General features: G+C 73.1%; 25 protein-coding genes and 1 pseudogene. 9 read left to right on the forward strand and 17 right to left on the reverse strand.

The window, feature by feature from the left end; genetic code table 11:
* Nucleotides 1–145: 145 nt before the first annotated feature.
* On the reverse strand, nt 146–1,033 hold the full coding sequence (locus ACFCZF_RS03170; RefSeq protein WP_376670306.1) for an RNA polymerase sigma factor SigF: 888 nt from the start codon (nt 1,031–1,033) through the stop codon (nt 146–148).
* 256 nt (nt 1,034–1,289) lie between these two features.
* Between ACFCZF_RS03170 and ACFCZF_RS03175 the strand changes: the two genes are divergently transcribed.
* Nucleotides 1,290–1,742, forward strand: coding sequence for a helix-turn-helix domain-containing protein (locus tag ACFCZF_RS03175; RefSeq protein ID WP_376670162.1), 453 nt, complete (start codon nt 1,290–1,292; stop codon nt 1,740–1,742).
* A 51-nt stretch (nt 1,743–1,793) separates the two neighbouring features.
* Here ACFCZF_RS03175 and ACFCZF_RS03180 read toward each other — a convergent pair whose 3' ends face one another.
* Complete coding sequence (locus tag ACFCZF_RS03180; RefSeq protein ID WP_376670163.1) at nt 1,794–2,396, reverse strand: ClpP family protease; 603 nt, start codon at nt 2,394–2,396, stop codon at nt 1,794–1,796.
* A gap of 1 nt (nt 2,397) precedes the next feature.
* Nucleotides 2,398–3,051, reverse strand: a complete 654-nt coding sequence (locus tag ACFCZF_RS03185) for an ATP-dependent Clp protease proteolytic subunit (protein ID WP_376670164.1) — start codon at nt 3,049–3,051, stop codon at nt 2,398–2,400.
* Nucleotides 3,052–3,300: 249 nt separating this feature from the next.
* Here ACFCZF_RS03185 and ACFCZF_RS03190 point away from each other — a divergent pair, with 249 nt between their 5' ends.
* The 5 genes from ACFCZF_RS03190 to ACFCZF_RS03210 all read left to right on the forward strand — a co-directional run bounded on the left by ACFCZF_RS03190 (nt 3,301) and on the right by ACFCZF_RS03210 (nt 7,785).
* Complete coding sequence (locus tag ACFCZF_RS03190) at nt 3,301–3,783, forward strand: VOC family protein (RefSeq protein WP_375917027.1); 483 nt, start codon at nt 3,301–3,303, stop codon at nt 3,781–3,783.
* A gap of 119 nt (nt 3,784–3,902) precedes the next feature.
* Nucleotides 3,903–4,700: a VOC family protein gene (locus tag ACFCZF_RS03195; RefSeq protein ID WP_376670165.1), complete on the forward strand. Its 798-nt coding sequence runs from the start codon at nt 3,903–3,905 to the stop codon at nt 4,698–4,700.
* A 30-nt stretch (nt 4,701–4,730) separates the two neighbouring features.
* Entirely contained in the window at nt 4,731–5,432 is a 702-nt protein-coding gene (locus ACFCZF_RS03200) for a ribonuclease H (RefSeq protein ID WP_376670166.1), read from the forward strand.
* Between the two features lie 91 nt (nt 5,433–5,523).
* The gene (locus tag ACFCZF_RS03205; protein ID WP_376670167.1) at nt 5,524–6,789 is read left to right on the forward strand and encodes an FAD-dependent monooxygenase; all 1,266 of its coding nucleotides are present in this window, start codon (nt 5,524–5,526) and stop codon (nt 6,787–6,789) included.
* Nucleotides 6,790–6,801: 12 nt separating this feature from the next.
* Complete coding sequence (locus ACFCZF_RS03210; protein ID WP_376670168.1) at nt 6,802–7,785, forward strand: aldo/keto reductase; 984 nt, start codon at nt 6,802–6,804, stop codon at nt 7,783–7,785.
* Nucleotides 7,786–7,807: 22 nt separating this feature from the next.
* Here ACFCZF_RS03210 and ACFCZF_RS03215 read toward each other — a convergent pair whose 3' ends face one another.
* Complete coding sequence (locus tag ACFCZF_RS03215; protein ID WP_376670169.1) at nt 7,808–8,155, reverse strand: hypothetical protein; 348 nt, start codon at nt 8,153–8,155, stop codon at nt 7,808–7,810.
* A 160-nt stretch (nt 8,156–8,315) separates the two neighbouring features.
* Between ACFCZF_RS03215 and ACFCZF_RS03220 the strand changes: the two genes are divergently transcribed.
* Nucleotides 8,316–8,810: a DUF6328 family protein gene (locus tag ACFCZF_RS03220; RefSeq protein ID WP_376670170.1), complete on the forward strand. Its 495-nt coding sequence runs from the start codon at nt 8,316–8,318 to the stop codon at nt 8,808–8,810.
* Between the two features lie 6 nt (nt 8,811–8,816).
* On the opposite strand, the gene ACFCZF_RS03225 is transcribed toward ACFCZF_RS03220, so the two are convergent.
* The 10 genes and pseudogenes from ACFCZF_RS03225 to ACFCZF_RS03270 all read right to left on the reverse strand — a co-directional run bounded on the left by ACFCZF_RS03225 (nt 8,817) and on the right by ACFCZF_RS03270 (nt 21,782).
* Nucleotides 8,817–9,242 (reverse strand): SsgA family sporulation/cell division regulator, encoded by a 426-nt coding sequence (locus ACFCZF_RS03225; protein ID WP_375917047.1) that lies wholly within the window; start codon nt 9,240–9,242, stop codon nt 8,817–8,819.
* Between the two features lie 107 nt (nt 9,243–9,349).
* Nucleotides 9,350–10,327 (reverse strand): LLM class F420-dependent oxidoreductase, encoded by a 978-nt coding sequence (locus tag ACFCZF_RS03230; RefSeq protein ID WP_376670171.1) that lies wholly within the window; start codon nt 10,325–10,327, stop codon nt 9,350–9,352.
* 57 nt (nt 10,328–10,384) lie between these two features.
* Nucleotides 10,385–11,968 carry a serine/threonine protein kinase gene (locus tag ACFCZF_RS03235; RefSeq protein ID WP_376670172.1) on the reverse strand — a complete coding sequence of 528 codons (1,584 nt, stop codon included), beginning with the start codon at nt 11,966–11,968 and terminating at the stop codon, nt 10,385–10,387.
* A gap of 327 nt (nt 11,969–12,295) precedes the next feature.
* Nucleotides 12,296–13,255, reverse strand: coding sequence for a threonine/serine dehydratase (locus ACFCZF_RS03240; protein WP_376670173.1), 960 nt, complete (start codon nt 13,253–13,255; stop codon nt 12,296–12,298).
* A 119-nt stretch (nt 13,256–13,374) separates the two neighbouring features.
* Nucleotides 13,375–14,406 carry a polyprenyl synthetase family protein gene (locus tag ACFCZF_RS03245; protein ID WP_376670307.1) on the reverse strand — a complete coding sequence of 344 codons (1,032 nt, stop codon included), beginning with the start codon at nt 14,404–14,406 and terminating at the stop codon, nt 13,375–13,377.
* 413 nt (nt 14,407–14,819) lie between these two features.
* Nucleotides 14,820–15,863 (reverse strand): annotated as a pseudogene (locus tag ACFCZF_RS03250) (tetratricopeptide repeat protein); the annotation flags it as partial.
* Nucleotides 15,864–16,080: 217 nt separating this feature from the next.
* On the reverse strand, nt 16,081–16,758 hold the full coding sequence (locus ACFCZF_RS03255; protein WP_375917057.1) for an AIM24 family protein: 678 nt from the start codon (nt 16,756–16,758) through the stop codon (nt 16,081–16,083).
* Between the two features lie 58 nt (nt 16,759–16,816).
* Nucleotides 16,817–18,181: a CAP domain-containing protein gene (locus tag ACFCZF_RS03260; protein WP_376670174.1), complete on the reverse strand. Its 1,365-nt coding sequence runs from the start codon at nt 18,179–18,181 to the stop codon at nt 16,817–16,819.
* Between the two features lie 166 nt (nt 18,182–18,347).
* The gene (locus ACFCZF_RS03265) at nt 18,348–21,326 is read right to left on the reverse strand and encodes an AAA family ATPase (RefSeq protein ID WP_376670175.1); all 2,979 of its coding nucleotides are present in this window, start codon (nt 21,324–21,326) and stop codon (nt 18,348–18,350) included.
* 90 nt (nt 21,327–21,416) lie between these two features.
* A complete protein-coding gene (locus tag ACFCZF_RS03270; protein ID WP_376670176.1) occupies nt 21,417–21,782 on the reverse strand; it encodes a VOC family protein in 366 nt (121 codons plus the stop codon).
* 60 nt (nt 21,783–21,842) lie between these two features.
* Here ACFCZF_RS03270 and ACFCZF_RS03275 point away from each other — a divergent pair, with 60 nt between their 5' ends.
* Nucleotides 21,843–22,718 carry a universal stress protein gene (locus ACFCZF_RS03275; RefSeq protein WP_376670177.1) on the forward strand — a complete coding sequence of 292 codons (876 nt, stop codon included), beginning with the start codon at nt 21,843–21,845 and terminating at the stop codon, nt 22,716–22,718.
* A gap of 14 nt (nt 22,719–22,732) precedes the next feature.
* On the opposite strand, the gene ACFCZF_RS03280 is transcribed toward ACFCZF_RS03275, so the two are convergent.
* The 3 genes from ACFCZF_RS03280 to ACFCZF_RS03290 form a co-directional block, all read right to left on the reverse strand.
* Entirely contained in the window at nt 22,733–23,965 is a 1,233-nt protein-coding gene (locus tag ACFCZF_RS03280; protein ID WP_376670178.1) for a DUF4032 domain-containing protein, read from the reverse strand.
* 9 nt (nt 23,966–23,974) lie between these two features.
* Nucleotides 23,975–24,721: an MBL fold metallo-hydrolase gene (locus tag ACFCZF_RS03285; RefSeq protein WP_376670179.1), complete on the reverse strand. Its 747-nt coding sequence runs from the start codon at nt 24,719–24,721 to the stop codon at nt 23,975–23,977.
* Between the two features lie 77 nt (nt 24,722–24,798).
* Nucleotides 24,799–25,428, reverse strand: a complete 630-nt coding sequence (locus ACFCZF_RS03290) for an alpha-ketoglutarate-dependent dioxygenase AlkB (RefSeq protein ID WP_376670180.1) — start codon at nt 25,426–25,428, stop codon at nt 24,799–24,801.
* A gap of 108 nt (nt 25,429–25,536) precedes the next feature.
* Here ACFCZF_RS03290 and ACFCZF_RS03295 point away from each other — a divergent pair, with 108 nt between their 5' ends.
* A complete protein-coding gene (locus ACFCZF_RS03295; RefSeq protein WP_376670181.1) occupies nt 25,537–26,160 on the forward strand; it encodes a TetR/AcrR family transcriptional regulator in 624 nt (207 codons plus the stop codon).
* Nucleotides 26,161–26,187: the final 27 nt, after the last annotated feature.

Genomic DNA, 26,187 nt, shown 5'->3' on the forward strand with positions numbered 1-26,187 from the left:
AGCTCATGGGGGGGAGTGGGGGTTTGGGAGCGCGGGCGGGTGGAAAAAGGGGTGCGGTCGTTGTTGCCACGAACAGAGTCGGAAGCGTCCCCCCTCGTGGGGGGGGGGGGGGCGCCACGTTCACGTCTGTCCGCGTGCTCGTCCCTCAGGCGCAGCCCAGCTCGCCCAGCATGCCCTCGCGCAGCCGGGTGATGATCCGCTTGATCAGCCGGGACACGTGCATCTGCGAGCAGCCGAGCTGTTCGCCGATCTCCGCCTGGGTGGCCTCCTCCACGAACCGCATGTGGATGATCCGCCGGTCGCGCTCACTGAGCTCGGCCATCAGCGGGGCGAGGGAATGGAAGTCCTCCACGAGCCGCAGCCCGTTCTCCTCCACACCGATGAAGTCGGCCAGCACCGACTCGCCGTTCTCGGGCCCGTCCCCGGTCAGCGCGGCGTCCAGCGAGGACGAGTTGTAGCCGTTGGACGCGATCTGGCCCTCGACGACCTCGTTCTCGCTGATGTTCATCAGCGTGGCGAGTTCCGCGACGGTGGGCTCGCGGTCCAGTCGGGAGGAGAGCTCCTCCCGGGCCTTGGCCAGCTCCACGCGCAGCTCCTGGAGGCGCCGCGGTACGTGCACCGCCCAGGTGGTGTCACGGAAGAAACGCTTGATCTCGCCGACGATGTACGGCAGCGCGAAGGAGGTGAACTCGACCTCACGCGCCAGCTCGAACCGGTCGATGGCCTTGATCAGGCCGATCATGCCGGTCTGGACCACGTCCTCCATGTCGTCCCCGCGACCGCGGAAGCGGCCGGCGGCGAACCGCACGAGCGACATGTTCATCTCGATCAGTGTGTTGCGCGCGTACTGGTATTCGTACGTGCCCTCTTCGAGTTCCGTCAGGCGCTGGAAGAACTGGCGGGACAGCTGCCGTGCGTCACGCGGAGCGACGGTGCGGGGGTCCACGACACCCGGCAGTGATCCGTCGCCCGTCCTGCTCCCGGTGGCCTTTTCGACGACCTGCGCTTCCGGCCGGATCACGGCGGTCTCCATTACCTCTCCCACGAAAGTCACGGTTCGACGTCTCCCTAGGTTTTTCCCGCTTGCGGGTACCCGGGTCGCGGCGGCACATGCCTCCCGTGTTCACGGGTGGCGAATAATCGGTGCCGCTGCGTCATCGCGGGGTGATGTGTCCTTCCTCAGGGTAGTCCCGTGCGCGACGACCGGCACCCCGTGGCTTCCCCCCGGTTTCCCTCTGGGCGGAACGCCGGACCCTTCCGTCGCGCGGCGGGACTCCTAGGCTGAGGAGGTGACCAGCCACGTGCCGAACGAAGCCCGGGTCATTCCCCTGCGCCCACAGATGCGCCCGCAGCCGGGCCCGCGGCCCGCGCGCCCGGGAGACCGCCCCGCCGTCTCGCCGGTTCCGCCGGAGCGAAGGTCGCCCGCCGTCAGAGAGCCCCTGTGGCGCGATCTGGTCGGCGACGTCCTCAGGCGCGAACGCCTCGACCAGGAACGCACGCTGAAGGAGGTGGCGGAGGCCGCCCGGATCTCCATGCCGTACCTGTCGGAGGTGGAGCGAGGCCGCAAGGAGGCGTCGTCGGAGGTGCTGGCCGCCGCCGCGGGCGCCCTCGGACTGGGGCTGGGAGACCTGCTGGCGCGGGCTCAGGGAGAACTGGTGCGCCTCACCTCCCGGCAGACCGGCGTCGCCCGCGGCCGCGGTGTGTCCGGTGCCGGGTACGACGGGATGTGCCTGGCCGCCTGACCGACCGCACGGGCCGGCGTCTCGCGGGCCGCGAGACGCCGGCCCGGCTCCTCACACCCGTACCAGGCGCCGGCTGAGCACCTCGTCGGCCAGCCCGTACGCCACGGCCTCCTCCGCGGTGAACACCTTGTCGCGGTCCATGTCCGCGCGCAGTGTCGCGACGTCGTGGCGCGTGTGGCGGGCCAGCACCTCCTCGACCTGGGAGCGGATCCGCACCATCTCCTTGGCCTGCAGCGCCAGGTCGGAGACCGTGCCCTGCCGTCCGCCGCTGGCCGGCTGCCCGAGCAGCACCCGCGCGTGCTCCAGCACGAACCGCCGCCCGGGATCCCCGCCGGCCAGCAGCACGGCCGCCGTCGAGGCCGCCTGTCCGACGCAGAACGTCGAGATCGGCGCCTGTACGAACGTCATCGTGTCGTAGATCGCCATCAGCGACGTGAACGAGCCGCCGGGGGAGTTGATGTAGACCGCGATCTCGCTCTCCGGAGCCGACGACTCCAGATGGAGGAGTTGCGCGATGACGACGTTCGCCACGCCGTCGTCGATCTCGGTGCCCAGGAAGATGATCCGCTCCGACAGCAGCCGGCTGAACACGTCGTACGACCGCTCGCCCTGCGGGGTCCGCTCGACGACGTTCGGAATCGTGTAGCTCCCCATGTCACAGCCCCATCCGTCGCCTGGTGGCGGCCGGGCGCACGTCCGCGAGGGACTGGACGACCTCGTCCACCATTCCGTACTCCCTGGCCTCCTCGGCCGTGAACCAGCGGTCGCGGTCGCCGTCCCGGGAGATGGTCTCCGGGCTCTGACCGGTGTGCTCGGCGGTGATCCGCTCGATGGTCCGCTTGGTGAACTCCAGGTTGTCGGCCTGGATCTCGATGTCGGCGGTGGTGCCGCCGATGCCCGCCGACGGCTGGTGCATCATGACGCGCGCGTTCGGCAGGGCGTAGCGCTTGCCCGCCGCGCCGACGCTCAGCAGGAACTGCCCCATGCTGGCGGCGAACCCCATGGCGAGCGTCGAGACGTCGTTGGGGATCAGCCGCATCGTGTCGTAGATGGCGAGCCCTGCGTGCACGGAGCCGCCGGGGCTGTTGATGTACAGGCTGATGTCGGTGCGCGGGTCCTCCGCGGACAGGATCAGCAACTGGGCGCAGACCCGGTTCGCGGAGACCTCGTCGACCTGCGTGCCCAGCAGCACGATCCGCTGCGCGAGCAACTGCGCGGCCAGATGGTCGTCGAACCGGGTCGCAGGGGTGTCGCCCTCCTGGGCTCGGGGCAGCACGGCCGGGGCCGGGCCGGCGATGAATGGAGACATCGGCGCTCCTTGTCGAGTCGTCGGGAAGTTCCGGGGGAGTGGTACGCGGCCGGTGGCGCCGCGGTTCCTCCACTCTCGGCCCGCTGCGGGCTCCGGCGGGGCTTTCTCTGCCCCTGGCAGATTCGCCACGGGCAGAGCGCTCAGCCGTCCGTCGGCCTCGCAGCTGACCCGATTTCCCGCAGGACCGATGAGTTCTGCGGTCCGCGCCGGTCGACAGTGGTGACCGTGCTCCACGCCCAGGAGGTACTCATGAGCACCAACGGATTCACCACGTGTCTCTGGTTCGACGGCCAGGCGGAGGAGGCCGCCCACTTCTACGTCTCCCTCTTCAAGGACTCCGGCATCGGCGCCGTCACGCGCTACCCCGAGGGAGGGCACCAGCCCACCGGCACCGTGCTCACCGTCGACTTCACGGCCAACGGCCAGAAGTTCGTCGCCCTCAACGGAGGCCCGGAGTTCAAGTTCAACGAGGCGATCTCTTTCCAGATCATGTGCGAGAACCAGGAAGAGGTCGATCACTACTGGACCAGGCTCACCGAGGGCGGCGGCGAGGAGGGCCCCTGCGGCTGGGTCAAGGACAGGTTCGGGGTGTCCTGGCAGGTCGTCCCGATCAGGCTTGAGGAGATGTTCCGCGACCCGGACCCCGTGAAGGCGGGGCGCGCCAACAAGGCCATGATGTCGATGCGCAAGCTCGATATCGCCGCGCTGGAGAAGGCGTACGCCGGCGAGTGAGCAGCCGTCGGCGCGCGGGTGGGGGAGGGGATGACTAGCGTGAGGAATCAGACCATCCTCACCATCACCACCATCCGGACCACCCACCCGGCCACTCATCCGTACGGGAGGCGGCAGCCATGGCCGTGAAACCTGAAGGAACACCCTGCTGGGCCGATGCCATGTTCGGTGACCTGGAGGGAGCCAAGAGCTTCTACGGCGGCGTCCTCGGCTGGACCTTCGGCGAGTCGTCGTCGGAGTACGGCAACTACACCCAGTGCTACACGAACGGCAAGGCGGTCGCCGCCGTGGTCCCGCCCATGTCCGGCCAGGAGGGCCACTCGCAGTGGTGCCTCTACTTCGCGTCCCCCGACGCCGCGGCGACCGCCGCGCGGATCCGTGAGGCGGGCGGTGAGGTGCTGATGGAGCCGATGCGGGTCGGCGACTTCGGCACCATGTGCCTGGCCCGGGACCCGGGCGGCGTCGTGTTCGGCCTCTGGCAGGGCGGCACCCACGAGGGGTTCGAGGCGGTGGCCGAGCCCGGCGCGTACTGCTGGGCCGAGGTCTTCACCCGCGAACCCGGGAAGTCGGACGCCTTCTTCCCCGCGGTCTTCTCCTACACGGCGAAGCGGATGGAGGACGACGGGGTGGACTTCCGCCTGTTCGACCTGGGCGAGGACACCGTGCTCGGCCGCATGGCCATGACGGACGACGTCCCGGCCGAGGTGCCGTCGTACATCAACGTCTACTTCACCGTCGCCGACTGCGACGAGGCCGTGGCCCGCGCCACCGAGCTGGGCGGGGTCCTGCGGTTCGGGCCGATGAGCAGCCCCTTCGGCCGGTTCGCGACCCTGAGCGACCCGCAGGGCGCGAACTTCTCGGTGCTCGACATCACGAGGACCGAGGGAGAGATGCCGAAGATCACGGACGTCCCCTGACCCCGTCCCGGCACCCCGCCGCGCCATGGCATGATCGGGCGCATGCTTGAACGTGTTGTGGCCGCGTGCGACGGGGCTTCGAAGGGAAACCCGGGTCCGGCCGGCTGGGCCTGGGTGGTCGCCGACGCGTCGGAGAGCCCGGTCCGCTGGGAAGCGGGGCCGCTCGGCAAGGCCACCAACAACATCGCCGAACTCACGGCGCTGGAGCGCCTGCTGGCGTCGACCGACCCCGACGTACCGCTGGAGGTCCGCATGGACTCGCAGTACGCCATGAAGGCCGTCACCACCTGGTTGCCCGGCTGGAAGCGCAACGGCTGGAAGACGGCCGCCGGCAAGCCGGTCGCCAACCAGGAGCTGGTCGTACGCATCGACGAGCTGCTCGCCGGCCGCGCGGTCGAGTTCCGCTACGTGCCCGCCCACCAGGTCGACGGCGACCGGCTCAACGACTTCGCCGACCGCGCCGCCAGCCAGGCGGCCGTCGTGCAGGAGCCTGCGGGCAGCGGCCTCGGCTCACCGGAGCCGCCGCCCGCACCGGACGTCCCGGCCGCGAGGAAGGCACCGCGTCGCGGGCCCGGCACGGCCCGCAAGGGCGGCGGTGCCTCGGCGCGCACCATCAAGGCGAAGTTCCCCGGACGCTGCCTGTGCGGCCGTTCCTACGCGGCGGGCGAGTCCATCGCCAAGAACGACCAGGGCTGGGGCCACCCGGAGTGCCGCACGGCGGCGGCCGGATAGGGCCGCGCCCCACGCCGGGCGGGTCTCACGACACCGACCCCTTCACTGCTACTCTGCGTAGTCATCTGACCGCTATGAGTGCGTTCCAGGGGTGAATGTGAAGGTCGCCTGTGTCGGTGGCGGGCCCGCCGGCCTGTATCTGTCGATCCTGCTGAAGCTGCAGGACCCCTCCCACGACGTCACCGTGTACGAACGCGACCCGGAGGGTTCCACCTACGGCTGGGGCGTGACCTACTGGCGCGGACTGCTCGACCGGCTTCACGAGCACGACCCCGAGTCCGCGCGCGCCGTCGAGGAGCACTCCGTGTGCTGGCGGGACGGCGTCGCCCACGTGGGTGAGCGGACCGCCCGCCACCGGGGCGACGAGGGCTTCGGCATCGGCCGTCACCGGCTCCTGGAGATCCTCGCCGCCCGCGCCCGCTCCCTCGGTGTGCGCCTGGAGTTCGAGTGCGAGATCACCGCCGCCGACCCGCCCGCCGCCGAACTCGTCGTGGCGGCCGACGGGGTGGGCAGTGCCCTGCGCACCGGCCACGCCGGTCACTTCGGCACCGAGATCCGGGCCGGGCGCAACCACTACGCCTGGCTCGGCACCACCAAGGTCTTCGACGCCTTCACCTTCGCCTTCGTCGAGACCGACCACGGCTGGATCTGGGCGTACGGCTACGGCTTCGGCCCCGAGGGCAGTACCTGCGTCGTCGAGTGCGCGCCCGAGACCTGGACCGGCCTGGGCCTGGACCGGGCCGACGAGGGGGAAGGGCTGGTCCTGCTGGAGAAACTCTTCGCCGACGTCCTGGACGGCCACCCGCTCACCGGCCGGTCCGCGGTCGGCGCCGGTGCTTCGTGGCCGACCTTCCGCACCCTCACCAACCGCACCTGGTCCCGGGACAACCTGGTCCTGCTCGGCGACGCGGCGCACACCACGCACTACTCCATCGGCGCCGGTACCACGCTCGCGCTGGAGGACGCCATGGCTTTGTCCGCCGCACTGCGCGAGCGGGGAACCCTCCAGGACGCCCTCGCCCACTACGAGCGGGAACGCAGGGCGGCCCTGCTGCCGTCGCAGAGCGCGGCCCGCTTCAGCGCCCAGTGGTACGAGAACCTGCCCCGCTACATCCGCCTGCCACCGGAGCGGATGTTCGCCCTGCTGGGTCAGCGCCACTCGCCTCTGCTGCCGTACGTCCCGCCCGGGCTGTACTACCGGCTCGACCGGGCGGCCGGGCGACTGGAGGGACTGCGCCGGCTCAAGCGCTGGCTGGGACCGAGGCTCGCGCGGACGATCCAGGCACGCCGGCCGGCCACCCACGGGCGAAGGACCTCGCCGGGCCGTCCCGACGCGGTGCGGGATAGCTCCGGATGACAGACTGACGGCATGGACGAGCGCACATTCGACAGGTCGAACCAGCACGCCTCGGTGGTCGGCCTCGGCACCTGGCAACTCGGCGCCGACTGGGGAGACGTCGACGACAAGGAAGCCCTCACGGTGCTGGAGGCGGCGGCCGAGTCGGGGGTCACCTTCTTCGACACGGCGGACGTCTACGGCGACGGACGCAGCGAGGAGACCATCGCGACGTTCCTGCGCGGCAGGCCCGACCTGCACGTGCTGGTCGCCACCAAGATGGGCCGCCGGGTCGAGCAGATCCCGCAGAACTACGTACTCGACAACTTCCGGGAGTGGAACGACCGCTCGCGCCGCAACCTCGGCGTCGACGTCGTCGACCTGGTGCAGCTGCACTGCCCGCCGACCCCCGTCTACTCCAGCGACGAGGTGTTCGACGCCCTGGACACCCTGGTCGCGGAGGAGCGCGTCGCCGCGTACGGCGTCAGCGTGGAGACCTGCGACGAGGCGCTGACCGCGATCGCCCGGCCCAACGTGGCGAGCGTGCAGATCATCCTCAACCCGTTCCGCATGAAGCCCCTGCGCGAGGTCCTTCCGGCGGCCCGGGAGGCGGGCGTCGGCATCATCGCCCGGGTGCCGCTGGCCTCCGGCCTGCTGTCCGGCAAGTACACCCGGGACACGGTCTTCGCCGCCAACGACCACCGCAACTTCAACCGGCACGGCGAGGCCTTCGACCAGGGCGAGACCTTCTCCGGCGTCGACTTCGCCACGGGCGTGGAGGCCGCGGCCGAGTTCGCCGCGCTCGCCCCCGAGGGTTACACCCCGGCCCAGCTGGCGCTGCGCTGGATCATCCAGCAGCCCGGCGTCACCACCGTGATCCCCGGCGCCCGTTCGCCCGAGCAGGCCCGGGCCAACACGGACGCCGCCCGGCTGCCGGAGCTGTCCGGGGACACGCTCGACGCGATCCGCGACCTCTACGACCGTCGGATCAAGGAGCAGGTCGAGGGCCGCTGGTAGGCGGTACCGGTACGCGCGTCCCTCACGGCACCAGGAGCAGCTCGCGCTCCCGCTCCTGGTCGCCGGAGGCCGCTCCCGCGTTCCGCGTACTGAAGGCGCGGGACAGTGTCTCGCTCGCCGCCTCGACGGCCTGCGGCGTGCCCTGAACGGTGACCGTCACCGGCGCGGACAGCGGGGTGCCCGCCTCCCGCGGTGCGGAGGAGGCCTCCGGGGTCGCCGAGGAGTCGAAGGTCGCGGTGCGCACGGTCGCCTGTTCGTCGGCCGGGAGGCCGTCGGGTGCGCCGAAGACACCCTCCAGCGCGCGGACGATCGCCCGCGCGTCGTCGATGCCGCCACCGCTGAACGTCACGGTGAGCTGAGTGTCGGACATCCTTCGCCTTCCTCCTGGCCTGCGTCGGTCCCGCCCCGTGTAACCGCCCGCCGATCCCTCAAACCGGACGCCGCCGCCCCGACACGGCGCCTGAGCGCGGGGAACCCGGGAAGAGAGAAGGGAACGCAGGCTGCGGTAACCGGGAGGAACAGTGACGGAAATGGGCGCGACAGCGAACTCGGACCGGCGCAGAGGGCGCGACGAGACCGAGGAGGAGCGGGCGGACCGGATGTGGACGGACCTGATCCAGGAGGTCCGCGTCGCGCAGATGGGTGTGCAGATCCTGTTCGCCTTCCTGCTGACCGTCGTGTTCACCCCGAAGTACGACGACCTCTCGGACACGAACCAGACGATCTACCTGGTGACGGTGGTCCTGGGCGCCGTGACGACCGGCGCCCTCATAGGTCCGGTGTCCCTGCACCGGATAGTCTCCGGACGGCGCGTGAAACCCCAGGCCGTACGGTTGGCCTCCCGGCTGACCCTGCTCGGCCTGGTGCTGCTGCTCGCCACGATGACGTCCTCGCTCCTGCTGATACTGCGCGTCGCGACCGACGACGGCTTCGTGCCGTATCTCGTCACCGGCGTGGTGATCTGGTACCTGGTGTGCTGGTTCGGGATCCCGCTGTGGACCCGGCACCGCTACACCTCGCGCTGAGGCCGGTCAGCCCTCGGCCATGAGCTCCGCGAGGAAGTCGTCGACGCGGACCTCCTCGCTGCCCGGCCGGACCACGGCGTGGGTCTCGCGCAGGAAGGCCTCCACCGCCGCGGCCCACACGAACACCACGGCGTGGTGGCGCTCCCCGTCGGGCCGGGCGTCGCCCAGCAGTTCGATACGCAGCTCGTCCCACAGGCCCCGCGACTCGGGGCGCAGCCGGACGTCGCCCACGCCGACCGGGCGGATGAGGCCCTCGCCCACCATCTCCCGGTCCAGCGTCCAGCGGGCGAGCACGCGGCCGTCATGGCTGAACACCACGGTGAGCGCGAAGGGGTCCGCGGCCTCGTAGCTCAAGTGGGCGAGCACGGGGAAGCGGTCGGCGTCGCCCGCCTGGAGCTGCACCACCAGGGTCTTGTGCACGAGGGAGTTCACGACAGGGGCCTCCAGGGGAACGGACGTAGAGCCCTCTAGTACCCCGCCCGCCCGCAAGATGCTCAGGCGGACGGGTGATTCGCCCGGGCCGGGTTTCACGAACGGGTTCAGGAGCGGCCCAGCGCCTCGCGGAGCGCGGGCAGCAGGGTCTTCTCCGACCAGTCCAGGAAGGCGGGTTGCGAGTCGCCGCCGATCTGCACCAGGGCGACCTCGGTGAACCCGGCCTCGGCGTAGGGGCGCACGGCCTCCACGAACGCGTCCGGGTCGTCGCCGCAGGGGATCGACCCGGCGACGTCGTCCGGGGTCACGAACTGGGTGGCGGCATCGAACGAATCCGGGTGCGGGAGTTCCGAGTTGACCTTCCAGCCGCTGCCGAACCAGCGGAACTGCGCGTGGGCGCGCTCGATCGCCGTGTCCCGGTCCGGGTCGTAGCACACCGGCAGCTGGCCCACGCGCGGCTTGCCCTCGCCGCCGTGCCGGTCGAAGGCCTCCAGCAGCCCCGGCTTGGGCTCGGTGGCGATCACCAGGTCGGCGTGCTCGCCCGCGAGCGCGCAGGAACGCTCCCCGGAGACGGCGACCCCGATCGGCGGCGCGCTGTCCGGCAGATCCCACAGCCGGGCCGACTCCACGTCGAAGTGCGTGCCGCGGTGGTTCACATGGCCACCCTCGAACAGCGCCCGGATGATCTCCACGGCCTCCGTGAGCATCTCGTGCCGCACGTCCACGGACGGCCAGCCGCCGCCCACCACGTGCTCGTTGAGGTTCTCGCCCGAGCCGAGGCCCAGCCGGAACCGGCCCTCGGACAGCAACTGCATCGTCGCCGCCTTCTGCGCCACCACCGCCGGGTGGTAGCGGAACGTCGGACACGTCACGTAGGTCATCAGCGGGATGCGGGAGGTCGCCTGGGCCGCGGCGCCCAGCACGCTCCACGCGTACGGCGAGTGGCCCTGCGAGCGCAGCCACGGGAAGTAGTGGTCCGAGGTCACCGAGAAGTCGAACCCCACCTCCTCGGCCCGCACCAGATGGCCGACGAGTTCACGGGGGCCGGCCTGCTCGGTCATCATCGTGTATCCGATTTGCACCATAACGGCCGAGTCCCCGGCCAGGCGGAGCGAAAACGGAGGGAATCCGGGGGCCATGCGTCAGTCCGAGTCCTCCCGGAACGTCTTGAGGAAGGCGTCGAGCGCCTGCTCGTTCGCCGTGTCGTCCCAGTCGCCGGCCGGAGTCGTCCAGCGCAGCGAGAAGCTGCGTCCGCCGCCGAGGAGGAAACCGCGGCCGAAGGTGCGCACCCGGGTGCCGTCGTCGCGGGCGACCCACTCCATGTCGGCCGCCTCGCGCCCCCGGTACGTCGTCGCGCGGATCTCGCCGATCCTGCGGTAGTCGCCCGACCGCTCCAGGCCCGGCTCGACGTCCTCGCGCCAGACCGCCACGGGGTCCGCGCCCGCGCGCTCGCTGTAGGTGACCGCGAGGGTGCGCGGGTCGCCGGACGAGCCGAAGACGACCCGGTACGCCACGTCCGCCACCCGCGAGGTGTCCAGCCGCCGCCAGCCCCCGGGAAGGGCGACGGAGAAGCCCTCCGGCGCGTCGTAGCGGCGGAACCCGGCCGGTACGGCGCCGCCAGGCTTCGACGGTGCGGGAGTCGCGCTCGGCGGGGGAGCGGGGGAGGCGGGGGTGGTGCCGTCGCTGGGCGGTGCGGCGGGGGCCGAGGGGGTCTGCCGGGCGCCGGTGGCGGAGCCGCCGCCCGTGCCGGGCAGCCCTTGGGTGGCGAGGAGGACGGCGACCGTGACCGTGACGACGGCCAGGGCCGTCCCCGCGAGCATCGTCCGCCGGCTCCACTCGCCGCTCACCTGCCGGGCGGCGGCGCACGCGCCTCGCAGCCGGGGATGGGGCACCTGGCGCACGGCGGCGTCGGGGTCCTCCGTCAGCACCCGGACGAGGGCCTCGCGGACCACCGGTCGGGTCAGCCGCTCACGCGAGTTCTTGCGAAGGAGTCCCTGCACTGCCTGGGTGAGCGGACCTGCGCGCACCGGGGTGCGCAGCGGCAGCCGGTCCACGCCCTTCAGCGTCGTCTCGGGCCGCCCCCGGTCACGGAACGGCGGACGGCCCTCGACCATCGTGTAGAGGATCGCGCCCAGCGTCCACAGGTCGGCGGCGGGCCCGATCCGCTCGTCGCGGGCCTGCTCGGGCGAGGCGTACGAGGGCGCGGTGAGCCGCGGCGCGAGGGTGGCGCCGGCCAGCCCGAAGCCGGTGACGACGACGGAACCCTCCTCGCCCACGAACACCTGTCCCGGGCTCAGCTCGCCGTGTGTGACGCCGAGGTCGTGCGCCGCGTCCAGCACGTCCAGCAGTTCCAGGCCGATGCGCGCCGCCCGTACGTAGTTGAACGTGCCCTGCCGGTCCAGGAGTTCGGCGAGCGGTACGCCGCCGACCCATTCGGTCACCGTCCACACGGCGCCGTCCGCCACGACCGCGTCGACCACGGCGGGGACCCGCCCGGGGCACAGCGACTGCATGGTCTCGCAGGTGCGGACCACCCGGCCGGGTGCCCTGTGGGCGGCCTCACCGGCCTGTTCCTCCGGGAGCCCGACCTGCGTGACCAGACACGGGCGGCCCGTCCCGGTGTCCTCCCCGGACCAGCAGACCCGGTTCGTCTCACGGTGGACGACCTCGAGCAGGCGGTACCGACCGGCGACCAACTCGTGTGTGGAGACGTGCGCCCTGCCCATGGCCATCCCTCGTTCGCACCGCTGGCTCTCAGCTTGCCCAGAGGTACGGTCGGCGGGCCGCGTTGCGTTCAGCGAATGTGCGAGAAGAGCCATTTCTGACCCTTCTTCAAAAGAAGCGAACGAAAAGAAGCGAACGAAAGATGCGAACGCCTGCACGAGGGCGAATTCCGGAAACGCAGCCGTGCGGGCGCGCACCGCCTCTGAACTGGGGAACACCGCGCTCCCGTTCGGCCCCGCATTTCCGCCGTCGGTGCGCGTGGCACCGGAATACGGGACCGACCTGCGGGTAACCCGCGGTAAATGCGGATCGCGCGCGGGAAATCCGCGTCAGCGCAGCCCGAAGCGGTCCGCCCAGGCCGTCATGTCGGTGGTCGTGGCGTTGCCTCCGCACACCACCAGCCCGATCCGGGCGCCGTCGCCCACCCGCTCCACCACGTGGCGGGCCGCGGGCACCAGGCAGCCGGCGGCCGGCTCGGTCCACACCTTGCCGTGCTCGGCGAGAGCCAGCGAACCCCGGACGGCCTCCCGGTCCGGCACCACGAGCACCTCGCCGACCAGCGCCGACGCATGGTCGTACGTGAGCTGCGAGACGGACGGGGCGCTGAGCGTGGTGACGATCGAGGACAGGGGCACGGGGAGCGGCCCGCCCGCCGCCAGCGCCCGCGACATGGCCTCGGCGCCCTCGGTCTCCACGCCCCAGACCCGCACGTGGGGCCGCAGGGCCCGCAGCGCCGCCGCCACACCCGCGATCAGTCCACCGCCCCCGATGCTCACGATCACGTCGGTGAGTTCCCCGGCGTCCTCGGCGAACTCCAGCCCGACGGTGCCCTGCCCCGCGACCACCACGGGGTCGTCGAAGGGGTGCACCAGAGTCAGGCCCTCCTCCCGCAGCCGGGTCACCAGCGCGAAGGCACTGTCCATGCCGTCGGTGAGCCGCACCAGCGCGCCCGCCTCCTCGGCGGTCTCCACGGAACGAGCCGGTGCCGTACGCGGCATGACCACCGTGGCCTTCACGTCGAGGGCGGCGGCCATGACCGCCACGGCGATGCCGTGGTTGCCGCCGCTGACCGCGACGACACCGGCGGCCCGCTCGGCCTCGGTCAGCGACAGCAGCTTCGCCGTCGCACCGCGTGCCTTGAACGAGCCGGTGCGTTGGAGCAGCTCCAGCTTCGCGGTGACCGGCACCCCGAGCAGCGCGGACAGCCCGGGGCTGGGCACGGTCGGCGTGCGTACGACATGTCCGGCGATCCGCTCGGCCGCGGCTTCGATCTCCGTGATCCCGATCAAGGCAGTCATCCTTCCGGTGCGGGCGGTGATCCGCGCCCCTTCGCACCCTTTCGCGCGACGCGCCCAAGGTCAACACGTTGCTGAGGGCGCGGGCGAGCGGTGTCGCAGGTCAAGGCTCCTCAGAGGTCGCGCCGCACCAGGAAGTCCAGCAGCGACCGCAGCTCTTGGGCCGTCTCCGCGCCCGGTGCGGCCTCGGCGAGCGCCGTCTCCGCCGCGCCGAGACACCGGTGGGCCTCGGCCAGTGCCGCCGTACGCCCGCCCGCCTCGTCGATCAGGGCGGCGGCCTCCTCGGGATCGGCGGCGTCGGACGCCAGCAGCGCGGCCAGCCGCCGCGCGGCCGGAAGGGGAGCGTCGAGCGCCGCCAGCACCGGGAAGGTCTTCTTCCGCTCCCGCAGGTCGCCGTGGACGGGTTTGCCGGTGACGGCCGGGTCGCCCCAGACGCCCAGCACGTCGTCGACGACCTGGAAGGCGATGCCGAGGTGCCGGCCGGCCCGGTCGAGGGCGGCGGCCGTCGCCCGGGGCGCCCCGCCGAGCACGGCACCCATGGCCGCCGCGCAGCCCAGCAGCGACCCCGTCTTGTGCTCGGCCATCGCCCGGTACTCGTCCGGCCGCACCCGCTCCGGGCCCGTCCACGGACGCTCGGTGAACAGCAGGTCGTCCGCCTGTCCCCGTACCAGGTCGTTCAGCGCGGCGGACAGCAGCCGCACCGTCCGGGGGCCCGCCGGGGCGGCGGCGAGCGTCTCGACGGCCAGGGCGAACAGCGCGTCGCCCGCGAGAACGGCGGGCCCGGTGCCGTACGCCTTCCATACGGCGGGGCGACGGCGCCGCGCCGGGTCGCCGTCCATGATGTCGTCGTGCAGCAGCGAGAAGGCGTGCACCAGCTCCACCGCGACCGCCGCGGGCACCCCCGCCCGCCCGGACGCACCGGCCGCCTCGGCGCCGAGCACCGCCAGCGCCTGCCGTACGCCCTTGCCGCCGGAGGCGCCGACGCCGGCGGGCGCCCCGCCCACCTCGCACCAGCCGAAGGAGTACGCGGCCATCTCGGCCACCCACGGGTGCAGCCGCCCCACGGCCTCCTCCAGCGCGGGCCGCACCAGAGCGCGGCTGCGGCCGAGGACCTGCGGGGCGTCCACCGTCGCCGCTGCCGCCATGGTCGTCGCCGTCACCGCACGGCCTCCGCCACGACGTGGCCCTGCACGCCCGTGTCGGCCTGCGCCACCGTGTGGGGCTGCGCCACCGTGTGGGCCTGCGCGCTCGTGTCGGCCTGCGCCACCGTGTGGGGCTGCGCCACCGTGTGGGGCTGCGCCACCGTGTGGTGCTGCGCCACCGTGTGGGGCTGCGCCACCGTGTGGGCCTGCGCGCTCGTGTCGGCCTGCGCCACCGCGTGGGGCTGCGCCACCGCGTGGGGCTGCGCCACCGTGTGGGCCTGCGCGCTCGTGTCGGCCTGCGCCACCGCGTGGGGCTGCGCCACCGCGTGGGCCTGCGCACCCGCGTGGGCCTGCGCACCCGCGACGGCTCGCGCGCCCGTGTCGGCCTGCGCCACCGCGTCCGTGTCGGCCTGCGCCACCGCGTCCGCCCGCGTGCCCGCCAGGCCGAACTCCTCCTGTGCCCGCGCCACCATCTTCCGGGCGTGCATCAGTCCGATCCCCTCCAGGACTCCGGCCAGCTCGGCGAGTTCGGTGGCCGTCTCGGCACGGTCGCGGCCCAGCCGGGCCAGCGACTTGGCCAGGCCGAGCCGGGAGAGGGCCTCCCCGCGCGGCTCGCCCATGGCACGGAACTCCGCGAGCGCCTGCTCGTAGAGGTCGCGGGCCTCGGCGTAACGCCCGGCGCGGTACAGGACGTTGCCGCGCATCTTGTGGTTGTAGGCCAGCGCGCCGGACAGCTTCATCGCCCGACAGCCCGCTTCCGCCTCGGTGAGCAGGTCCAGCGCCCGTCCGGTGTCGCCGTCGCGCACCGAGACGACATCGGCCAGTCCGCGCAGCGCCCAGGCGTGGCCGCGCCGGTCCTCGGCCCGTGCGGCGATCTGGGCCGCCTCCTCGAACAAGGCGTACGCGCTGTCGTACGCGCCGGTGTTGCGGTGCATCTGCGCGATGCCCTCCAGCGCCCACACGGTGTGCCGTGCCTCGCCGCGCCGCCGGGCCTCGGCCAGCAACTGCTCGTGCAGCCGCCCGACGGCCTCGTAGTCGCCCTGGATCCGGCCGGTCTCGGCCAGGCCCGCCAGCGAGTAGCCGCGGACGACGACGTCGCCGCCGCGTTCACCGAGATCGGCCGCGAGCCCGAGCAGCCGCCGGGCCAGCCGGAGGGCACCGCGCTGCCGGGCCAGCGTCCCGCCGCTCCACAGCGCCCAGGCCATCGCCGCGGTGTCCCCGGCCGTGCGAGCCGCCCGGTAACTCGCCTTCCACGCCCGGTCGGCCTCCCCGACCCGGCCCAGCCGCCGCTGGGCCTCGGCCACCGCGAGCCCGGAGCGCGCCGCCTCGCCGTGCCGTCCCGCGCGCTCGGCCGCCGCCAACTGCTCCGCGCCGGCGGTCAGGACGTCGGTCAGCGACGAGTTGACGGAGAGGGCGGTGAGGGCGCCCTGGTACTCCGGTGCGAATGCCTTGCCGTACATGGATTCCTTTCGGTCCGTGTGTCCGTGTGTCCGTGTGTCCGTATGCACGTATGCACAGGCGCGCCTACTCCGGGAGCGAGTGCTCGGCCGGACCCATATGCACTTCGTGTATACGCTCTGTGTATAGTGCGCCGAAAACCGGCCCTGGCCACGTGGGGCGACCAGGGCGGCGTCACCTGTTGCCGATCAAGACGTCGACGGAGCGGACCGGGTTGCCTCAGTGCTGCTGCGTCTTCTGCGGCGTCACCTCACTCGGCCGTACGACGACGAAGCCCTGGCCCTGGAGGAGCAACTGCACGGCCTCGCCGGAACCGCCGCGCAGCATCGAGCCGATGGACTGCGAACGGTGCAGGGAGGTCGACAGCCCGGCGGACCAGCCGACGATCGCGTCGGTGTCGACGTAGACCGGGTACTCGGGCGAGACCGGAATGACCAACGGGCTGCCGTCGCACACCAGCCCCAGCCTGCCGTGTCCCGTGAAGACACTGTTGAACAGCCCGCCGCCGGTGATGCCCGCGCCCTTGACCGTGGCGATGCGGTACGACAACGACGAGTCGAAGCACAGGACGTTGCGGCCGTTGACCGTGAACTCGTCGCCGGGCTCCACCTCGACGATGAAGCAGCTCTGCGCCTCGTGCGCGAACCAGGCCTCGCCCTGTCCGCGCACCGCCATCAGGGGCAGCCCCTCCCCGGTGACCGCGCGCTTGAGCATGCCGCCCACGCCCTGGCCCTTGCGCTCGAACTGGAGGTTGCCGCGGTAGGCGACCATCGCGCCCTGCCGGGCCAGCATGTCGCCGTTCACCGTGTAACGGATGCACTTGGAGTTCTCGACGGTCATGCCCGGCGCCGTGGCGGGCTGCACCATGTGCTCGCTGGAAAAGAGGTCACCCTTCATACGGGCATCCTGGCCCGGAGTGCCACGTTCCGCCAAGATCGTGCGCCAGGAGCCGGGTTCAGCCGCCGAAGACCTGGGTCCAGTACGTACCCGCCCGGCCGCCGCCGGCGAGGCCGATGCCGATGTGGGTGAAGTCGGGCTTGAGGATGTTGGCGCGGTGCCCGGGACTGTTCATCCAGCCCTCCACCACGTCGGCGGGGGAACGCTGACCGCAGGCTATGTTCTCGCCGACCGTGCGCCGAGTGGCGCCCGCGGCGGCGGCCCGGTCCCAGGGCTTGCCGCCGTCCGGGTCGGTGTGCGAATAGAAGTCGCGGGCGACCATGTCCGCGCTGTGCGCCTGCGCCGCCCGGGCCAGCCGGGCGTCGACGGCCAGGGCGGGCAGGCCCGCCCGGATCCGCTCCCGGTTGGTCAGCTCGACGACCTCGGCCGTCGTACGGACCAGGCCGTCCGGGGTGAACGGTACGGCCCACAGGGCGGTCCAGTACGTGTCGCCCGAGGGGCCGCCGGTGACGTACGCCCAACCGGCGTGCGTGAAGGCGGCACCGTGCAGCGTGCGCCGGGTCCGCTCGGCGCGCAGGCAGTACGCGACGAACTCGGCGGGTGTGCGCGGCCCGGAGACCAGGTGCTCGCCGACGGTGAGATACGTGTACCCGGCGGAGACGACGCGCTGGTGGACGGAGACGCCGTCCCGGGTCTCGACGCTCAGCGTGCCCGCGGCGGCCATGGCGGCGGCGTGGGCCCGGGCCGCGGAGACCAGGCGGGCGTCGGCGGAGACGGGGCCGGAACCGGCGGCGGTCCGGGCGGAGTTGACCAGGCCGAGGAAGCCGTCGCTGTCGGCGGGGGGCGGTACGGAGGTGAGGGGAGGCGCGGGGGTGAGGGGCGGTACGGAGGTGAGGGGAGGCGCGGGGGACACGGACGGTGCCCGGTCGTCGGGCGCCGGGGCGTCGTCGGCGACCTCCACCCCGAAGTCCCGGGCGAGACCGGCGAGTCCGTCGGCGTACCCCTGCCCCAGAGCGCGCAACTTCCAGTCCTCACCACGCCGGTAGAACTCCGCGAGCAGCAGCACGGTCTCCTGCCGGGGGCGCGGCGGCGTGAACCGGGTCAGCTCCCGGCCGCGTGCGTCGGTGACGTGGAGCGTGGGGGAGGGGAGTTCGCCCAGGGCGGCCCCGGGATCCGAGGGGCTCACCGCCACCGTCACGCGGGTGGCACCGGGGCGCAGCCGTGAGGGATCGACGGTGAGCGTGTCGTCCCGCAACCGGGCACCGGGTGCCTCCGGCTGGTTGTAGAAGACGAAGTCGCCGTCACCGCCCACCTTGCCGCCGTCGTCCGTCACGAGCGCCGACACGTCGAAGGCACCGGGCACCCGCACGCTCACGGGGCCGCCCGGCAGGGGGACGTTGCCCCCGGGGACCAATTCGCTCATCGTGCCGCCCTGTGTCGTGGTTCTCGCTCCGGTAGGGGTGTCGGTGCCGGGTCAACGTCCGCCGGACACCGGGGGTTCCCGCAGTCCGCTAGCCGGGGGAAGCTCCGGCCGGTGGTCCGTCCCGAGCCGGGGGAGGCGCCGGCCGGTGTCCGTCCCGAGCCGGAGGTCAGGTCGAAGTCGTCGGTTCCGGAGTGATCAGGCCCTGCCGGTAGGCGATCGCCACCGCCTCCGTGCGGCTCGCCGCCTCCAGTTTGGCCAGGATGTTGGAGACGTGGACGCTCGCCGTCTTGGCGCTGATGAACAGCTCCTCGCCGATCTGGCGGTTGCTGCGGCCGAGGGCGAGGAGCCGCAGCACGTCCTGCTCACGGGCGGTGAGCACCGACGCACGGTCGCCGGCCGGTGCCGCGTCCGTCAGCCGGCCGCGACGGACCAGCTCGCTCAGCCGCTCGCGCAGCAGCGTGGCGCCGAGCCGGTCGGCCTCCCTGCGTACGGTGTCGGCCTCGGCGGCTGCCTCCTCGCGGCGGTCGGCCGCCAGCAGGGCCTCCGCCAGCCGCAGTCGGCACCGCGCGCGTTCGTAGGCGTCGCCGTACGCGAACCCGGCGACCGCCTTCTCCCAGGACGCCGGGTCGGGCCCGGACCCGGCGATCCGGACCCCCTCCGCCTCCGCGCGCGCCAGCCATGCCTGGCCCTCCGGTCCCTGGGGTGTGCCGTCCTCCCCGTGCGCGGCGGACGACCGGGCCCACTCCAGCAGCTCCGCCGCGGTGTCCGTCCAGCGGCTCACCCCCGCCCCGTCGCCGGTGCGGCGCAGCCCGACGACGGTGTCCGCGACCGCGGACAGGGCCAGGGCGGTGAGCCTGACGGTCACGGCCGGTCGCGGGACCCCGTCGTCGGTGAGCGTCTCCACGGTGGACCGCGCCCATCGCACCGCCTCCGCCGCGTCCCCGCGCAGCGCGGCGGCGTCGGTGAGCACGATGCCCGCGACCAGCGTGCCCATCCAGTCGAAAGGACCCTCCAGCATCGCGCGGGCCCGTTCCGCCGCCCCGAAGTCGCCGCGCGCCAGCGCCACGTACAGGCCGGGCCCGATGGCGTGACCGCCCGCGGCGGGCAGCACGCCGGCATGGTCCGCGGCTCCGCGCACGCACTCGTCCCAGTGGCCCAGTGTGTACTGGACCAGCAGCCGCAGGTACCGCATCTCCCGCGGATACGGCGAGGACAGCAGCCCGGAGCGGCGGGCCCGGTCCAGTCCCTCGGCCGCCCAGGGCAGGCAGTCCTCCAGGTCGCCGGACTCGAAGCAGCCGATGGCCAGGTTGAACAACGCGCGCATCTCCACCGGCGCGTTGCCCGCCCGCCGCGCCAGCTCCCGCGCCTCCAGCAGCCGCTCCCGGCCCCGCGGAGTACTCCGGTTGCCGCCTTCGAGACTGGTGAGGGAGATCAGGAGGTCGGCGCGGGCGTCGGTGACCCCCAAGTCCTCCGCGACGCGCAGGGCCCGGCGTGCCACCCGCAGCGCCGTCTCGTTCTCCCCGACCTGGCGGGCCGTCATGACATGCGTCGCCGCGGCCCACACCCACGTGGACGACGGCGGCTCGGCGGGGATCAGGCCGAGCGCCTCGCTGCTGTGGGCGAACGCGGCCGACAGGTTGTCGACGCTCAGCAGGTTCCCGGCGAGCGTGTAGCGGACGCGGGCGGCGAGCTCCAGGTCGGCGTCCTGGCCGAGGCCGGCCAGCGCCGACCTGGTGAGGGAGACCGCGCGGTGCAGCTCCCCGGCGTGCGCGGCGGCCGCCGAGGCGCGCAGCGTGAGCGTCACGGCGTCGGGCCCGGCGGGCCGTGCCGCGGCGTCGACCGCCGACCACAGGTCTAGGGCCGTCTCGACGTGCCGCAACTCCTCGGCGGGCGCGCCGACGCGCTGCGCGTGGTCGGCGGCCTCCAGGGACGCGGCGAGCGCCTCGGGCAGGTCGTGGCTCTCGCGGTAGTGGTGGGCGCGCTCGGCCGCGCTGTCGGACCGGCGGTCCCGCGCGGCGAGCAGCCGGGCGAACGCGCCGTGCAGCCGGGCCCGTTCCCCGGGGAGCAGGTCGGCGTAGACCGCCTCCCGCGCGAGGGCGTGCCGGAAGGAGTAGGTGTCGCCGTCGCCGGAGACGAGCAACTGCCGCTCCACCGCCTCGCGCAGCGCCGACTCCAGCTCCTCCTCGGGCAGCCCGACCGCGTCCCGCAGCAGGTCGTGTCCCACGCGGCGCCCGGCGACCGCGGCGGTGCGCAGCACCTGCTGGGCGATCTCGGACAGCTGCTCGAAGCGGATGAGCAGGACGTCGGCCAGTCCGCTGGGCACACCCCCGGCGGGCGCGTCCGTGGCCGCGACCAGCTCCTCGGCGTAGAAGGCGTTGCCCTCGGCGCGTTCGACGATCCGGTGCACGGTGGTGTCCGGCAGCGGCCGGTCGCGCAGGGAGCGCACCAGCCGCGCCACGTCGGCGTCGGGCAGGGGCCGCAGTTCCAGCCGCTCCACGGCGGGCAGTCGTACCAGCTCGGCCAGCAGGGGCCGCAGCGGGTGGCGGCGGTGCAGGTCGTCCGCCCGGTACGAGGCGAACACCGCGAGCCGCCCGCCCGGCGCCCCGCCCGCCGACCGCTGCAGGACTCCCCGGCTGAGCAGGAACCGCAGCAGGTCACGGGAGGACTGGTCGGCCCAGTGCAGGTCCTCCAGGACCAGCAGCAGTGGGGCGATGTCCGCCAGCTCGGTCAGCAGGGCGGCCACGCCCTCGAACAGCCGCAGCCGCGACCGCGTGGTCGCGCCCCCGTCGCCCCCGTCGTCCGGCCCGCCGCCGAGGAGCCGGTCGGCGACCGGATGCGCGGCCAGCACGGCGGTGAACCGCTCGTCGGCGGCCAGCACACCGAGGATCTCGGTGAACGGCAGATATGGCAGGCCCACGTCGCCCAGGTCGACGCAGTGCCCGGTGAGGACGATCGTCCCGGCCGCGGCGGCCCGCCCGGCGACCTCGTCCAGGGTCCGCGTCTTGCCGACCCCGGCGTCCCCGGCGATCAGCACCGCGCGGGCCTCACCGGAGCGGGCGCGCTCCAGTACGCCGGTGAGACGCGCGAGTTCGTCCTCGCGGCCGACGAGCGGGCTGGTGAAAGAGGTCTGCTGCACGACGCCCATCCTGGCACGCGGCTCCGACAGCCCCCCGCCGCGGACAAGGGCGCCTGCCCACGCCTGCCGCTCATCGTATGTTCGATCGCGAGGCCTCGCTCAGGGAGCCGGAACCCCGCCCCGGGGGCCCAGCACGCAGAACTCGTTGCCTTCCGGATCGGCCAGTACCACCCACGGTTGCTCGCCCTGCCCGACGTCGGTGCGGCGTGCGCCCAGGTCCAGCAGGCGGGCCACCTCGGCCTCCTGGTCGTCGGGCCGGAAGTCGAGGTGCAGCCGGTTCTTGACGGCCTTGGCCTCCGGCACGGGAGAGAAGAGCAGCCCCGGCAGCCGGTCCGGCTCCGGACGGATCTCGTACTCGTCGGGGGCGTCGTTCACCACCACCCAGCCGAGCGCCTCGGCCCACCAGCGTCCGAGCGTCACGGGATCGGCCGCGTCGACGTTCACCTGCTCCCACTCCAAGGTCATGAGGACAGCGTAGGGAACACTGGCCCCATGGACGTGACCGCGACACAGGGAGGGACCCGCATGACGCGCCCGATCACGGCAGGGGTCGACGGTTCGGAGGAGAGCCTGGCCGCACTGGCCTGGGCCGCGAGGGAGGCCGACCGCCGCGGAACACCGCTGCACGTCGTGCACGCCTGGCGGTTCCAGGAGCTGGACGCGGCCGGCACGGGGGACCGGGACGCCCAGGAGCGGTGGGCGCGGGACTCGGTCGCCGAGTCGGTCCGGACGGTCACCGAGCGGCACCCGGACCTCACGGTGTCCACCGAGGTCCGCGAGGCCGACGACGCCGTCGCCGTACTGCTCGCCGCCGCGGCCGACGCCGAGACGCTGGTGCTCGGCTCGCGCGGCCACGGGGCGGTCGTCGGCTTCCTGCTCGGCTCCGTGGGCCAGCAGGTGATCGCCGAGGCGAACCGGCCCGTCGTCCTCGTCCGGGCCGGGGACGAGGCCGCGACCGAGGCCGCCGGCCGCGAGGTCGTCGTGGGGCAGCAGGGGGAGCCGGAGGACAGCGCCGACGTGATCGGCTTCGCCTTCGAGGCGGCCGCCGCCCGCGGTGCCGCCGTGCGTGCCGTCCGGGCCTGGGCCCTGCCGACGGTGTTCACCTACAGCCCCGGCTCGATGCGGCTCGCCGACGAGGCGGGGGGTCTGGAGCAGTACGAGAGGAAGGCGCTCGGCGAGGCGCTCGCACCGTGGCGCGAGCGCTTCCCCGACATCCCGGTGATCGAGCACGTGGAGATGGGCAGCGCGGGGCAGGTGCTGCTGTCGGTGGCCGCGGGAGCCCAGATGGTGGTCGTCGGCCGCCGCGCCCGCCGTACGGCCGTCGGCGCCCGGATCGGCTCGGTGGCGCACGGCGTGCTGCACCACGCGGACTGCCCGGTGGCGGTGGTCCCGCACTCGTGACGGCGGTACGCCGCTCAGTCCGCCGTGGGCTGCAGGGTCTCCCGGGCCTTGGGCAGGATGTTCTCGATGTAGTCGGCGACGGCCGTGTCCAGGCCGATGTCGTGCTGGGCCCGCTCGGACAGGTACCAGCGGTGCTCCAGCAGCTCGTGGTAGATCTCGGCCGGGTCCATCGCGCCGCGCAGCTCCACCGGTACCGCCCGCACGGTGGGCCGGAAGACCTCGCGCACCCAGCGGTGGGCGAGGACCTCCGGGCGGGCACCGAGGGGGTCGCCCGGGGCGTAGTCGTCCTGGGTGGCCATCCAGCTCTCCAGGTCGTTGAGCAGCCGCCTGGCCTGGTTCTCCTCGGCGTCCAGGCCCGTCAGGCGCAACAGCTGGCGCTGGTGGTGGCCCGCGTCGACGACCTTGGGGACGAAGGTGACCGTGTCGCCGTTGGAGGCGTGCTCGATCTGCATCTCGGCCACGTCGAAGCCGAGGTCGTTGAGGCGCCGGATCCGGCGCTCGATGTAGTGGTACTTGCCCGCCGGATAGACGGAGGTGCGGGTCAGCTCCTCCCACAGGCTCCGGTAGCGGGCGCAGATCTCCATGCCGAAGCCGATCGGGTCGACGGAGGGGTGAAGCGCCCCCGAGGCCTCCAGGTCCAGCAGCTCACCGCTGATGTTCACCCGGGCGAGGTCGAGGTCGTAGTCGCGCTGCCCGGGGCTGAGCCGCGGATGCAGCGCCCCGGTCTCGGCGTCCACCAGGTACGCGGCGTAGGCGCCCGCGTCGCGCCGGAAGAGCGTGTTGGACAGCGAGCAGTCGCCCCAGGCGAAGCCGGCCAGGTGCAGCCGGACCAGCAGCACGGCCAGGGCGTCCATCAGACGGTGCATGGTCGCCGGGCGCAGCGTCGTCTCGAACATCGAACGGTACGGCAGCGAGCCGCCGAGGTGCCGGGTGATCAGCACCGGCTCCAGCGCCTCGCCGGCGGTGCCGGTGCGGCCGGTGACCACGGCCAGCGCGTCCACCGCGGGGATGGCGAGCCGGTCCAGGTCGCGCAGCAGCTGGTACTCGCGCAGCGCGGGCCGTTCGGCCAGCTCCTTGACGGCGATCACCTCGTCCCCGGCCCGGGCGTAGCGGACGACGTGGCGGGAGATGCCGCGGGGCAGCGGCACGAGGTACTCCTCGGGCCACTCCTCCAGCGGCGTCTGCCACGGCAGTTCGAGCAGGAGCGCGGGGTGCTCCGGATTGGTGGCGCTGATCTGCAAGGCCATGCCCCGACTCTAGAACGCCCGTTCCCGCGCCTGTCGCGCGGCTTCCTTCACGGAGCCGCGGTGGACGGGACCGTGCCCGGGCAGCAGGACGTCGCCGTCCAGCCCCGCCAGGACGTCGAGGGAGGCCGCGGTGCGCGCCCGGTCGTGATGGAACATGCCGGGCAGCAGCTGCGGTCCCGCGATCCGGGAGGTGGCGTGCCCGCTGACCAGCGCGTCGCCGGAGATCACCACCCCGGCGCCGGGGAGGTGGTAGGCGCAGTGCCCGTCGGTGTGGCCGGGGGTGTGCACCGGCACGGGCCGGCCGGGAAGGTCCAGTGCGCCGTCGGTCGGGAAGGGCTCCGGCGCGGTCACCGGGTGCTGCTCGGTGCCGCCGGAGCGGAGCACGTGCACCGCCCAGGGCAGTACGCCCGGCCGCCAGGCGTTGCGCAGGACCGTGCGGACCGACACCTGCTGGAGGAAGTCCCGCCGGACGTGGGGCACTTCGGCCTCATGGAGGAGCACCGGGGTGCCGTGGGCGGCGCGCAGGTACTCGGCCGAGCCCAGGTGGTCGTTGTGCGCGTGGGTGATCAGCACGGCCTCGACCGCCTCGGGTGAGCTTCCGACGGCGGCCAGCGAGCCGAGCAGGAGCCGCCGGTCGCCGGGGTAGCCGGTGTCGACCAGGGTCACGGCGTCGCCGTCGGTGAGGAGGACCCAGTTCGTGTTGCCGCCGTGCACCAGGTAGGTGCCGTCGGCGACTTGCCGCACGTCCACGCGCATGGTGGTCTCCCGCGTTCCAGGTGGCTGCCCGACTGGACAGCCAACCAGACCCGGCACGCCGGAAGGCCGACCGACCCTCAACGCACGCCGTGCGGGCGGAACTGGACGCTGATGCGCGGGCCCGCGGCGCGGGTGCTCTTGGGGACGCAGTGCTCCCAGGTGCGCTGGCAGGAGCCGCCCATCACGATCAGGTCGCCGTGGCCCAGCGGTCGGCGCACCGTGTCGCCGCCCCCGCCCGCCGGGCGCAGCAGCAGGTCCCTGGGCGCGCCGACGGAGAGGATGGCGACCATCGTGTCCTGGCGCGCGCCCCTTCCGATCCGGTCGCCGTGCCAGGCGACGCTGTCCCGGCCGTCGCGGTAGTGGCACAGGCCGGCGGTGGTGAACGGCTCGCCCAGCTCCTGGGCGTAGTGCGCGGACAGCGCGTCGCGCGCCCCGGTCAGCAGTGGGTGCGGCAGCGTGTCGCCCGCGCCGTAGAACGCGAGCAGGCGGGGTACGTCGACCACCTGGTCGTACATGGCACGCCGCTCCGCGCGCCACGGGACGTCGGCGGCCAGCCGCTCGAACAGCGCGTCGGCGCCGCTCAACCACCCGGGGAGCAGGTCGATCCAGGCCCCGGAGCCCAGGTGGGTGCGGTGCAGCCCGGCGAGCGAGCCGAGCCGGGCCTCGTCCGTCTGGTCGAAGAGCGATCCCTGGAGGTGCGTGGTCATGACGCCAGCGTACTCCTTATTCGAAAATGTGTTCTATGCGTGTCACGGCCCTTCGGATACGCCGGTGTATCCGATACATTCGCGTACCGAACGGAGGAGGGGCCGGAGATGGTGGTGAAGGCGACGACCGGGCGCGTGACCAGGCGCCGCGCGCGCACCCGCGCGAACCTCCTGGACGCGGCCTTCGCGGTGTTCGGCGCCAAGGGGTTCGGCCGGGTGTCCATCGAGGAGGTCTGCGAGGCCGCCGGATACAGCCGGGGCGCCTTCTACTCGAACTTCGACAGCCTCGACGAGTTGTTCTTCGCCCTCTACCGCGAACGGGCCGACCTGATCGCGGAGCAGGTGTCCGGCGCCCTCGCTTCGGACGGTCCGGACCTGGGCGTCCCCGCCGCCGTCGACCGCGTCACCGAGGTGCTGCTCCTGGACCGGGACTGGCTCCTGGTGAAGACGGACTTCCTGGTGCACGCCGCCCGCGACCCGGCCGTGGCGCGGACTCTGCTGGAGCACCGGGCACGGCTCAGACGCGCGATCGCCGACCGGCTCGCCGGCGCGCGCGGACACTCCGCCCTGCCCGCCGTGCTGGGCGACGCCGACGGCGCCGCGCACGCCGTGGTCGCCGCGTACGACGGAGTCACCACCCAACTGCTCCTGGACCGGGACGTCGAGCACGCCCGCGCCTGGCTGGGACAGCTGCTCACGGCACTGCTCACCGGGGGCGGCAACACGCCTTGAACCCCATGACACGGAACAGGAAGGGAC

Source organism: Streptomyces sp. NPDC056296, assembly GCF_042268605.1.
Classification (GTDB): domain Bacteria; phylum Actinomycetota; class Actinomycetes; order Streptomycetales; family Streptomycetaceae; genus Streptomyces.